The sequence below is a fragment of the Pseudomonas sp. RL_105y_Pfl2_101 genome, from assembly GCF_963970585.1.
GTDB lineage: Bacteria > Pseudomonadota > Gammaproteobacteria > Pseudomonadales > Pseudomonadaceae > Aquipseudomonas.
Genome location: NZ_CAXAPG010000044.1, coordinates 17,607 through 27,901 on the forward strand (window position 1 = coordinate 17,607; position 10,295 = coordinate 27,901).

Below are 10,295 nucleotides of genomic sequence, written 5' to 3' on the forward strand. Positions count from 1 at the left end.
GTGCTAGACCATGCAGATATCCCTCGCCCGACAGGTTGCCCTGGTCACCGGCGCCAGTTCCGGCATTGGTGCGGCTTCGGCCAGGACGTTGGCAGACGCCGGTGCCGCGGTGGTAATCAACTACCACTCCAGCGCCGGCCCGGCCGAAGCGCTGGCCCGTGAAATCAACGCCAACGGCGGCCACGCCATCGCCGTCGGTGCCGATGTGTCGAAGGAGCCGGACGTCGAGCGGCTGTTCGCCCAGACCCTTGAAGCGTTTGGCTCGCTGGACATCCTGGTCGCCAACTCCGGCCTGCAAAAAGACGCCGCCACCGTCGACATGCGCCTGGAAGACTGGAACACCGTGATCGGCACCAACCTCACTGGCCAGTTCCTCTGCGCTCGCGCCGCCCTGCGGATCTTCACCCGCCAGGGCATTCGCCAAGGCGTGTCCCGGGCCGCTGGCAAGATCATCCACATGAGTTCGGTGCACCAGCGCATTCCCTGGGCGGGCCACGCCAATTACGCCGCGTCCAAGGGCGGTGTCGATCTGCTGATGCAGAGCCTGGCCCAGGAAACCAGCCACCAGCGCATCCGCATCAACAGCATCGCTCCCGGCGCCATCCGCACGGCCATCAACCGGGACGCCACCGAGGGCGCGCAGGAGCAGAAACTGTTGGAGCTGATTCCTTACGGTCGCGTCGGCGATGTGGAGGACGTCGCCAACGCGGTGCTCTGGCTGGCCTCGGACTTGTCCGATTACGTGGTGGGCACCACACTGTTCATTGATGGCGGGATGAACCTTTATCCGAGGTTCCGCGACAATGGTTAACGATCACGAACCACAAAGCCCTATCGAGAACCACGGCATCATCGGCGACATGCGCAGCGCTGCGCTGGTCAATGACCGAGGCAGTGTCGACTTTTTCTGCTGGCCGGAATTCGACAGCCCGTCGATCTTTTGTTCGCTGCTGGATACGCCCGAAGCGGGTATTTTTCAACTGGCCCCGGACCTGCCGAATGCCCGTCGCCAGCAGCTCTACCTGCCCGACACCAACGTGCTGCAAACCCGCTGGCTGAGCGACGGCGCCGTGGTGGAAGTCACCGACCTGCTGCCCATCGGCGACAGCGAGGATGATTTGCCACTGCTGATGCGCAAAGTGCACATGACCGTCGGCAGCGCGACGTTTCGCATGCGCTGCGCCGTGCGGCATGACTACGCCCGGGCCGCCACCACTGCGCGCCAGGACGCTGCCCACATCTGTTTCGAGGCGCCGGGGCAACCGAGCCTGCGCTTATGCTCCGACCAGCCCATGACGCTGGACGGCAATGCGGCGACGGCCGAGTTCACCCTGGCGCAAGGCCAGAGCGCCGAATTCCTGCTGGGTGGCATCGACGACCCGCGCCTTCAGGATGATGTCAGCGCGATTTGCCTGGAACGCACCCTGGCGTTCTGGCGCGGCTGGATCGCCCAGTCCACCTACCGGGGACGCTGGCGGGAAGTGGTCAACCGCTCGGCCCTGGCGCTGAAGCTGCTGACCTCGCGCAAACACGGCGCCATCCTTGCCGCCGCCACCTTCGGCCTGCCGGAAACTCGCGGCGGTGAGCGCAACTGGGATTATCGCTACACCTGGATCCGCGACGCCTCGTTCACCGTCTACGCGTTCATGCGCCTGGGCTTCGTCGAAGAAGCCAACGCCTACATGCGCTGGCTGCGCGGTCGGGTCAGCGACTGCCGTGGCCAGCCGATCAAACTCAACATCCTCTACGGCCAGGACGGTAGGCTGGAATTGCCGGAAACCGAGCTGCCACACCTGAGCGGCTTCGGCAACGCGCGGCCGGTACGCATCGGCAACCTGGCCTACAGACAAGTGCAGTTGGACATTTTCGGCGAGCTGATGGACGCGGTGTACCTGGTCAACAAATACGGCGAAGCCATCTCCCATCAAGGCTGGAAACACACTGTCGAGGTGGTCGACCAGGTGTGCAAGGTCTGGCAGAACAACGACGTGGGTATCTGGGAAATGCGCGGCGACAAGCAGCATTTCCTGCATTCGCGGCTGATGTGCTGGGTCGCCGTCGACCGCGCCATCCGCCTGGCCGAAAAACGCTCCCTACCCGCCCCGTTCGTCCGCTGGGACAAGACCCGCCAGGCTATCTACCAAGACATCTGGACAAATTTCTGGAACGACGAATGCCAGCACTTCATCCAGCGCCTGGGCAGCACCGCCCTGGACGGTTCGATGCTGTTGATGCCGCTGGTGCGCTTCGTCAGCGCCCGCGACCCGCGCTGGCTCTCGACACTTGATGCCATCGAAAAAAACCTGGTGCGCGACGGCATGGTCTATCGCTACCGCAACGACGACAGCCCCATCGACGGCCTCAGCGGCATCGAAGGCTCATTCGCGGCCTGCTCGTTCTGGTACGTGGAATGCCTGGCCCGCGCCGGCCGCGTGGAAAAAGCCCAGCTGGAATTCGAACAACTGCTGCGCTACGCCAACCCGCTGGGGCTGTACGCCGAAGAATTCGACAGCCACGGCTACCACTTGGGCAACACTCCCCAAGCCCTGACCCATCTTGCGCTGATCAGCGCGGCGAGCTTTCTGGATCGCAAGTTGAGCGGGGAGAAAACTCATTGGCAGCCGTGAGCTGAGTTGCCCTTCAGACTGAACACAGTCCCTGTGGCGAGGGAGCTTGCTCCCGCTGGGCTCTGTAGGCGCTGGTGAAGGCTCGGGCCGCGTTCGGACGTTTTTTTGATCTTTCGCTTGGGATTCAAGTGTTAGGGGAAAGATCGCAGCCTCGTTGCACTCGACAGCTCCTACCAGCTCCTACCTGCTCCTGCGGCCCCATTTATCGTTACACAGCGTTTCGAGTTGCCAGCCCCCCAAACCCCTCCTAAGATCGATGCTCTCACGGGTGCAGCGGAGCTGCCCGATAAAAACCCGACCCAAGGACCTGACATGCCCCATATCAAACGCCCCATCACCACCCCACCCCGAACAGGCCTGACCCGCGAAGACCTCTGGGAGGGCCAGGACCGGGGCCTGATCAAATGCTGGGAAATCGGCCGCGAGCGCGCGGTGAAGTTTCCCGAACTGGCGCAACGCTGCCTGGCCGGTGAGTTGCCGGTGTTGGGCTGGAAAGGTGGCGTCAGCCGCAGCCTGAAGAAAAACGAAAAATTCGGCTGTCTCAAGTACCTCGCCCAATGGCAGGGCCTGCGCGGTGAAGACCTGGACATCGATCTGACCCAGGAGCGCACCCTGACTTGCTCCGGCACAAACATGATTGTGACGTTCACGCCGGACCGGGCCAAATACGTGAACCAGGAACCCGCCTGAGCGCAACCGGGCAATGTCGGAGGCCAACATGAACCTCAATCCCAAGGTCAACTTCGCCGTGACGCCGCTGTTGCGCATCGCCTACGAAGAACACGGTCCCGCCAGCAGCGAACCCATCATCCTGCTGCACGGTTTTCCTTACGATCCCAGGGCTTTCGATGAAGTCGCACCAGCCCTGGCTCAGCGTGGATATTGGGTCATCGTGCCCTACCTGCGCGGCTATGGCCCGACCCGGTTCAACAACCCGGCGATCCTGCGCTCCGGCCAGCAAGCGGCCCTGGCCCAGGACCTGCTGGATCTGATGCACGTACTCTCCATCCCTCAAGCGGCGCTGTGCGGCTACGACTGGGGTGGTCGGGCGGCGTGTATCGTCGCGGCGCTGTGGCCCGAGCGCGTTCGCTGCCTGGTGACTGGCGATGGCTACAACCTGCAGGACATTCCACGATCCAAGCAGCCACTGGCCCCGGAAACCGAACATCGCCTGTGGTACCAGTACTATTTCCACACCGCGCGGGGTGTCGAGGGCCTGACCCAGAACCGACGTGAACTGTGTGAGTTGCTCTGGCGCCTGTGGTCACCGACCTGGAAACGTGGCGCCGAACGGTATCCCCTCAGCGCCGCGTCGTTCGACAACCCGGACTTCGTCGACGTGGTGATCCACTCCTACCGTCATCGCTTCATGTACGCACCGGGCGACCCGACGCTGGAGTGGATGGAGGAACAGCTGGCGGCACAGCCGACCATCAGCGTACCGAGCATTTCCCTGTGCGGTGCCGACGACGGCGTGGGGCCAGCGTCGGAACACGATGAAGACGCCGAGCATTTCAGCGGCTTTTACGAGCGCCGAGTGCTGGCCGGTGTTGGCCACAACATCCCACAGGAAGCCCCCGAGGCCACGCTCAAGGCATTGCTGGATCTGCTTGAGGGCTGACGGCGAACCGCTCGCGATAGGCCTGGGGCGTCACCCCCATGGCCCGCAAAAAGCTGCGGCGCAAGGTTTCCTCACTGCCGAAGCCACATTGCACCGCCACCCGCTTGATCGATACAGCGGTGTCGGACAACAGGCGGCGAGCGGTTTCCACGCGAAGCAACTCCACCGCCCGCGCCGGGGTCTGGCCGGTGTCGGCGCGGTAGTGCCGCACAAAGCTGCGTTCGCTCATGCCGACCTCGGCGGCCAGGCTCGACAGGCCCAGGTCACGGGTGAGGTTTTCGGCGATCCAGGCATGCAGGTCATCAAACCGACTGCCCTGCTTTTGCAGCGACAAGGTCACGCTGAACTGCGATTGCCCACCGGGACGCTTGAGGAACACCACCAGCTGCCGGGCGACTTCCAGCGCCACCGCGCGGCCCAGGTCTTCCTCCACCAGCGCCAGGGCCAGGTCGATGCCGGCCGTGACCCCGGCCGAGGTCCAGACCGGGCCATCGTTGATGAAAATCGGGTTGGGTTCGACCCGCAACTGCGGATGCTGCTCGGCCAGTTGTTCGCAACGGGTCCAGTGGGTCACCACGCGCCGCCCGTCCAGCCAACCGCTGGCGGCCAGCAGGAACGCCCCGGTGCACACCGACGCCACCCTTCGCGAACGTAAACCCTGCTCCTTGACCCAGGCCACCAGCGCCGGATCCTGCGCCGCTTCGTACACACCCCAACCACCGGCAATCAACAGCGTGTCGCTGCCTTCGCTCGGCAGCGGCTCGGCTAACAACGCCAACCCTGCCGAGGACATCACCGACCCACCACCCACCGCGATAACCTTGGGCGTGTAGGGCAACGGCACGCCTTGCTGGCGAGCCAGGTCGTTGGCCGAGGCAAACACCTGCAAGGGCCCGGTGACATCCAGCACTTGCACGTTGGCGAAGGCCAGTACATGAACGGTTTTCGGTGGGTTGGGCATATTGGCGTGATTCGTGGGTTTATTGGCGTATACGCCAGATCCTACGGATCTAAAGTAAAACCGTCCACCCCTCGGGCATCATCCAAAGGAGCACGCGACATGACGCTGCAGATCGGTTTGCTGTTATTTCCCCAAGTCCAGCAGTTGGACCTGACCGGCCCTTATGACGTACTGGCCTCGTTGCCACACGTGAAGGTCCACCTGATCTGGAAGGACCTGGTGCCGGTCACTGCCAGCACCGGGCTGGTGTTGCTGCCCACCACCACGTTCGAGGACTGCCCGAAGCTCGACGTGATCTGCGTCCCCGGCGGGACCGGTGTCGGGCCCCTGATGGAAGACGAGCAGACGCTGGCCTTCATCAAGCGACAGGCCGCCGAGGCGAAGTACATCACTTCAGTGTGCACCGGTTCGCTGGTGCTCGGTGCGGCGGGCCTGTTGCAAGGCAAACGCGCCACCACCCATTGGGCCTATCACAGCCTGCTGCAAACCCTGGGCGCAACACCGGTCAAGGATCGCGTGGTCCGCGATGGCAACCTGATCACCGGCGGCGGCATCACGGCCGGGATCGATTTTGCCTTGACCCTGGCAGCCGAACTGTTCGACCAGGACACCGCCGAACGGGTCCAACTGCAGCTCGAATACGCCCCTGCCCCGCCGTTCAACGCCGGTAGCCCGGAGACCGCACCAACGCGCGTCTTGGAAGAAGCCCAGCGGCGTACCGCCGAGTCGCTCCGGGTGCGCTCCCAGATCGCCCAGCGTGCTGCGGCGCGGTTGGGCCTGGCGTAACGCAAAGTCCCAACCAGGCATGGCTGTGCTGTGCTGTGCTGTGGGAGCAAAGCTGCTCCCACACAGCCAACCGTGGACTCATCGCACCTCCTGGCGATACAACACCATCCCCGCGTGATACAGCACACCCTCACGAAAATCCCCATCGGCGGTGAAACCGGTGTCGTCGTGATATTCGATATGCTCGTCCTGCAACCAGTAGTCGCCCTGGTAAGCGCTTTCATGCAAACCTCGCGCTTCGTCATAGCGTCCGCCCGGCAGCAGTCGATGGCGAATCACGCCATCGGCCGTCACCCACAGGCCGACAAATTTGTCCTGGTCTCCAAAGGCCTTTCTCATGAGACATCTCCTGTCAGGTAAAACGTGGTTTAAAACGGGCTGGCGGTGGGTCGCACGATCAGTTCGCTGACGTCCACATCCGCTGGTTGTTCGATGGCGTAGGCGATCGCCCGGGCGATGGCTTCGGCCGGAATGGCGATCCTGCGGAACTCGCGCATTTCAGCACGTCCACCTTCATCGGAAATGCTCTCGGCCAGTTCCGATTCGGTCACGCCAGGGGAAATCACCGTCACGCGCACATCTCCCCCGACTTCCTGGCGCAAGCCCTCGGAAATCGCCCGAACAGCAAACTTGGTGGCGCAATACACCGCGGCAGTCGGGCTGACGGCGTAGGCACCGATGGACGCGATGTTGATGAACTGCCCGCTGCGCTGGCGCTGCATCAGCGGCAGGCCGGCGGCGATGCCGTGGAGTACGCCACGGAGGTTGACGTCGATCATGCGGTCCCACTCCTCGACTTTCAGCGCCTCGAGCTTGGAGAGCGGCATGACCCCGGCATTGTTGATGATCACGTCGACCCGACCGAATCGCTCGACAGCAAAGTCTATCAGTTGCTGGACATCCTCGCGGCGGGTCACGTCGACAGCTTTGCAGACCGCCTGCTGGCCAATGGTTTCGAGCTCTTGCACCAGCGTTTGCAAACGATCGATGCGCCGGGCGCCAAGCACGACACGAGCACCGCGAGCCGCGAGCAACCGCGCCGCTGCTTCACCAATCCCGCTGCTGGCGCCGGTGATGACCACTACTTTGTTTTGAATATCGGACATGATGGTTGCCTCGTCTGGATGTGTTGCCCCGGTGGGAGCGCTTTGACAGGTCCAGATTAGGGAACCGACCGAGGCCTGGGTTAGCCGGATCCTCCTGCGCACTTGCACGATCCTGTAGCGATAAAACCGACTCTGGCCGACAGTCGCGCAATCGGCTTTACTAGCGCGGTCCACTCAATTTGGCCTGGGAGATTGATCGGCATGTCGGTATCCACGTCCATCCACATTGCGCCAAACGACGGCGTCAGCCAGCGCCGCACCGAACTGGCGAGCCTGATGAAGCGCTTTGCGCCGGAATACGGCGTCCATCCTACGGCCATCGAGGCCTTGCACCTGATCCGTAGTGACCAGACAACCGGGGCGTTGCACACCGTGCACAAGCCTGGTTTATGCGTGATTATCGAGGGACGCAAGGAAGTACGCTTGGCGGACGAATGCTACGTGTATGACCCGCTCAATTATCTGGTCGTCTCGGTGACCCTGCCACTGGCCGGCCAGGTAATTGAAGCCAGCCCGGAGCGCCCCTACCTGTGCATCCGCCTCGATATCGACCCGACTCAGATCTGCCGCCTGATTACCGACGCCAGCCCTATCGGCGTGCCGGCCGAAAGAACCGGACGCGGGTTGTTCCTGGACCGTATCGATGCGCCATTACTCGACGCGCTGTTGCGCTTGTTGCGGCTGTTGGACAGCCCGGACGATATCACCACCCTCGCGCCGTTGGTCCAACAGGAGATTTTCTACCGGCTGCTGCGTGGCACCCAAGGCCAGCGCTTGCACGAAATCGCCATTCCCGACACCCAGACCCATCGCATCAGCCGTGCCATCGAGTGGCTCAATACCCATTACACCGAACCGCTGAGCATCGACAGCCTGGCACAAATGATCAATCTCAGCCCTTCGGCGCTGCATCACCGCTTCAAAGCCGTGACCGCCATGAGCCCACTGCAATACCAGAAACAACTGCGCTTGCAGGAAGCCCGACGGTTGCTGTTGGCAGAGAGCAGCGACGTTTCGTCAATCGGTTACAAGATGGGGTATGAAAGCCCTTCGCAGTTCAGCCGTGAATACAGCCGTCTATTTGGCGCCTCCCCAAGCAAGGATATCGCTCGTTTGCGTGCCCAGGCGCTGCAAGCCAGTAGCGCCTGATCCTGCACACAAACAGGATCAGGCAAAACCAGGACAGTATCCGTCTAACGCCCGCCCCCGCCTCGCCCCTAATCTGAACCCATGCAGCAAGACAACCGTCGCCGCTGCAGCGGGTTCAGCAGATCACGACATCTGAACGACCCGGCACTCAACCTTTGATATGACCGGAGTCTTTACCATGAAAACGCTCAACACCTTGATCGCCGCTACCACCTTCGCCCTGAGCGCCAGTGCGTTTGCCTTGCCGAGCCTGCAACAAGACCGTTTCTTTACCCAGGCTGGCGATTACCAGCAGCCTGTGGCCGCTGATGGTACGGATCGGACGCCGGGAGGCCAGACCTTGGCTGCCGATGGTGCCGACCGCACCATGACCCGGCGCCTGGCATGATCAGGCCACTTTTTCACAGACGAAAAAAAACCCGCCTAAGCGGGTTTTTTGAGGACCAATTTGACTCCCTGTCCGGCATTCCATGCCTGGTCCAATCATCCATGACCCCGAGCACTCCCTGTACTCAGTGGATGAACATAGATTAGGCCCACCGGCGTCTTGGAAAAAGACGAGAACGCAGCAACGGTGTGTAAGCGTTTCGCTATAGGACCGTCCCAGTTTTTTTGCGGGCGAAAAAAAACCCGCCGAAGCGGGTTTTTCCAAGACCATTACGACTCCCTGTCGATAGCGTTCCTTGCAAGGTCGATCGTCCCTGATCCTGAGCACTTCCTGTGCTTCAGTGGATGAGGCTAGATTACGCCTCGGATCCAAAACGAAATAGACGACATAGCTACCATCTCGTGTAAGACATTCGCTATACCACTCCCTCCGAAAACCCTTAGTCCTCAGTAGTCCCCAATCAAGACTTGCTCAGGAAGGCTTCAATGTTGGCCATCTGCTCATCCCAGCCACGGCTGTCCATGCGAAAAGCTTTGAGCCGACGAGCCTCGGGAATGTTGTTGAAACCCGACTCCACGACTTTGAGCAAGGTGCCGCCATCCACGTCTTCGAGTTCGAATTGCACCCGAGTTTCAGACTCTTGAGAGTAATCCACCTGCGGCTCGACAGCGTAAGGATGCCAGCGAAACGAGAACACCCGCTCGGGCTCCACCCGCTCCACCGCTACGTCCCAAATGAGGTGTTCGTAACCTGGATAAGTGATTTGCCCCTGAGTACGCTCCCCTGCCACAAACCGTTTCCCCTCAAGGGCGACACCGAACCATTGGCCGAAAGCTTCGGCATTGGCTAGGGCTCGCCAGACATGAGAGCGCGGAGCCTTGAGCAGGATCTTTCTTTCAATGCGATCGGATGAATGCATGAGTCACCTCCTGTGTTTCAACAGTAGGCTTGTAAGACCACAAGGCCAACCAGAAAGTTGTATCAGGATCACCTTCTTTAAAACTGCATGGAGCGATGTAAACTCCTCCGGCGTTTTCAACCCCCTCAAGGAGAGACCAAACATGCCCCCACGCTTGTTTCTGGCCCTGACGCCGCTGCTATTCGTCACCGCAGCCCAAGCCGCCGACTGCTCCGACGTCAGCACTCAAGGCGAAATGAACCAATGCGCAGCCAAAGAAAATAAGGCTGCCGACAACGAGCTGAACAGCTTGTACAAACAGATCACAGCACGCCTGAAGGACAATCCGGAGGCCAAGCAAATGCTGGTCAAGGCGCAGCGTGCCTGGATAGGTTTCCGTGATGCCGAATGCAATTTCTCCGCCTCCGGGGTCGAGGGCGGTAGCGTCTATCCGCTGATCTACAGCAACTGCATCACCGCCCAGACTAAAGCCCGGGTCGAGGCATTCAAGATCTACCTCAAGTGCAAGGAAGGGGATTTGAGCTGCCCAGTACCCGAGGCTTAAGGGCCTGGATTCCAAAAAAGGATGACCTTTACAGGTCATCCTTTTTTGGCCAAAGCTTTTTATTGCAGGCAAAAACAAAACCCCTACCTGCGTCAGCAGATAGGGGTTTCGGAATTTAATCTTGACGATGACCTACTCTCACATGGGGAAACCCCACACTACCATCGGCGATGCATCGTTTCACTGCTGAGTTC

At 61.2% G+C, this 10,295-nt stretch carries 12 protein-coding genes and 1 rRNA gene; 8 read left to right on the forward strand and 5 right to left on the reverse strand.

Annotated features, from left to right (window positions below):
- Nucleotides 1–10 precede the first annotated feature (10 nt).
- The 4 genes from AACY31_RS26500 to AACY31_RS26515 all read left to right on the forward strand — a co-directional run bounded on the left by AACY31_RS26500 (nucleotide 11) and on the right by AACY31_RS26515 (nucleotide 4,248).
- Nucleotides 11–811 carry an SDR family oxidoreductase gene (locus AACY31_RS26500; protein ID WP_339483430.1) on the forward strand — a complete coding sequence of 267 codons (801 nt, stop codon included), beginning with the start codon at nucleotides 11–13 and terminating at the stop codon, nucleotides 809–811.
- Nucleotides 804–2,627: a glycoside hydrolase family 15 protein gene (locus tag AACY31_RS26505; protein ID WP_339483431.1), complete on the forward strand. Its 1,824-nt coding sequence runs from the start codon at nucleotides 804–806 to the stop codon at nucleotides 2,625–2,627. The genes AACY31_RS26500 and AACY31_RS26505 overlap by 8 nt, the downstream gene beginning before the upstream one ends.
- Before the next feature lie 312 nt (nucleotides 2,628–2,939).
- A complete protein-coding gene (locus tag AACY31_RS26510; RefSeq protein ID WP_339483433.1) occupies nucleotides 2,940–3,317 on the forward strand; it encodes a hypothetical protein in 378 nt (125 codons plus the stop codon).
- A gap of 28 nt (nucleotides 3,318–3,345) precedes the next feature.
- On the forward strand, nucleotides 3,346–4,248 hold the full coding sequence (locus AACY31_RS26515) for an alpha/beta fold hydrolase (protein ID WP_339493049.1): 903 nt from the start codon (nucleotides 3,346–3,348) through the stop codon (nucleotides 4,246–4,248).
- On the opposite strand, the gene AACY31_RS26520 is transcribed toward AACY31_RS26515, so the two are convergent.
- Nucleotides 4,217–5,209 carry a GlxA family transcriptional regulator gene (locus AACY31_RS26520; protein WP_339483434.1) on the reverse strand — a complete coding sequence of 331 codons (993 nt, stop codon included), beginning with the start codon at nucleotides 5,207–5,209 and terminating at the stop codon, nucleotides 4,217–4,219. The two genes, AACY31_RS26515 and AACY31_RS26520, sit on opposite strands and share 32 nt — an antisense overlap.
- A 99-nt stretch (nucleotides 5,210–5,308) precedes the next feature.
- On the opposite strand from AACY31_RS26520, the gene inhA reads away from it, so the two are divergent.
- Complete coding sequence (inhA, locus tag AACY31_RS26525; RefSeq protein ID WP_339493050.1) at nucleotides 5,309–5,995, forward strand: isonitrile hydratase; 687 nt, start codon at nucleotides 5,309–5,311, stop codon at nucleotides 5,993–5,995.
- Nucleotides 5,996–6,073: 78 nt separating this feature from the next.
- On the opposite strand, the gene AACY31_RS26530 is transcribed toward inhA, so the two are convergent.
- Nucleotides 6,074–6,334: an Atu4866 domain-containing protein gene (locus AACY31_RS26530; RefSeq protein ID WP_339483436.1), complete on the reverse strand. Its 261-nt coding sequence runs from the start codon at nucleotides 6,332–6,334 to the stop codon at nucleotides 6,074–6,076.
- A 29-nt stretch (nucleotides 6,335–6,363) separates the two neighbouring features.
- The gene (locus AACY31_RS26535; RefSeq protein ID WP_339483438.1) at nucleotides 6,364–7,101 is read right to left on the reverse strand and encodes an SDR family oxidoreductase; all 738 of its coding nucleotides are present in this window, start codon (nucleotides 7,099–7,101) and stop codon (nucleotides 6,364–6,366) included.
- Between the two features lie 201 nt (nucleotides 7,102–7,302).
- Between AACY31_RS26535 and AACY31_RS26540 the strand changes: the two genes are divergently transcribed.
- A complete protein-coding gene (locus AACY31_RS26540) occupies nucleotides 7,303–8,250 on the forward strand; it encodes an AraC family transcriptional regulator (RefSeq protein WP_339483439.1) in 948 nt (315 codons plus the stop codon).
- A gap of 178 nt (nucleotides 8,251–8,428) precedes the next feature.
- On the forward strand, nucleotides 8,429–8,638 hold the full coding sequence (locus AACY31_RS26545; RefSeq protein WP_339483441.1) for a hypothetical protein: 210 nt from the start codon (nucleotides 8,429–8,431) through the stop codon (nucleotides 8,636–8,638).
- A 460-nt stretch (nucleotides 8,639–9,098) separates the two neighbouring features.
- On the opposite strand, the gene AACY31_RS26550 is transcribed toward AACY31_RS26545, so the two are convergent.
- On the reverse strand, nucleotides 9,099–9,557 hold the full coding sequence (locus AACY31_RS26550; RefSeq protein ID WP_339483442.1) for an SRPBCC family protein: 459 nt from the start codon (nucleotides 9,555–9,557) through the stop codon (nucleotides 9,099–9,101).
- A 142-nt stretch (nucleotides 9,558–9,699) separates the two neighbouring features.
- Here AACY31_RS26550 and AACY31_RS26555 point away from each other — a divergent pair, with 142 nt between their 5' ends.
- Nucleotides 9,700–10,101: a lysozyme inhibitor LprI family protein gene (locus tag AACY31_RS26555; protein WP_339483443.1), complete on the forward strand. Its 402-nt coding sequence runs from the start codon at nucleotides 9,700–9,702 to the stop codon at nucleotides 10,099–10,101.
- Nucleotides 10,102–10,220: 119 nt separating this feature from the next.
- Here AACY31_RS26555 and rrf read toward each other — a convergent pair.
- Nucleotides 10,221–10,295, reverse strand: a 5S ribosomal RNA gene (gene rrf, locus AACY31_RS29100); the annotation flags it as partial.

Bases quoted from the DNA above. Each gene is read 5' to 3' on its own strand.
- AACY31_RS26535 (WP_339483438.1), bottom strand. From the start codon at position 7,101: ATGTCCGATATTCAAAACAAAGTAGTGGTCATCACCGGCGCCAGCAGC.
- AACY31_RS26515 (WP_339493049.1), top strand. From the start codon at position 3,346: ATGAACCTCAATCCCAAGGTCAACTTCGCCGTGACGCCGCTGTTGCGC.
- AACY31_RS26545 (WP_339483441.1), top strand. From the start codon at position 8,429: ATGAAAACGCTCAACACCTTGATCGCCGCTACCACCTTCGCCCTGAGC.
- AACY31_RS26540 (WP_339483439.1), top strand. From the start codon at position 7,303: ATGTCGGTATCCACGTCCATCCACATTGCGCCAAACGACGGCGTCAGC.
- AACY31_RS26500 (WP_339483430.1), top strand. From the start codon at position 11: ATGCAGATATCCCTCGCCCGACAGGTTGCCCTGGTCACCGGCGCCAGT.
- AACY31_RS26510 (WP_339483433.1), top strand. From the start codon at position 2,940: ATGCCCCATATCAAACGCCCCATCACCACCCCACCCCGAACAGGCCTG.
- AACY31_RS26530 (WP_339483436.1), bottom strand. From the start codon at position 6,334: ATGAGAAAGGCCTTTGGAGACCAGGACAAATTTGTCGGCCTGTGGGTG.
- AACY31_RS26555 (WP_339483443.1), top strand. From the start codon at position 9,700: ATGCCCCCACGCTTGTTTCTGGCCCTGACGCCGCTGCTATTCGTCACC.
- AACY31_RS26520 (WP_339483434.1), bottom strand. From the start codon at position 5,209: ATGCCCAACCCACCGAAAACCGTTCATGTACTGGCCTTCGCCAACGTG.
- AACY31_RS26550 (WP_339483442.1), bottom strand. From the start codon at position 9,557: ATGCATTCATCCGATCGCATTGAAAGAAAGATCCTGCTCAAGGCTCCG.
- inhA (WP_339493050.1), top strand. From the start codon at position 5,309: ATGACGCTGCAGATCGGTTTGCTGTTATTTCCCCAAGTCCAGCAGTTG.
- AACY31_RS26505 (WP_339483431.1), top strand. From the start codon at position 804: ATGGTTAACGATCACGAACCACAAAGCCCTATCGAGAACCACGGCATC.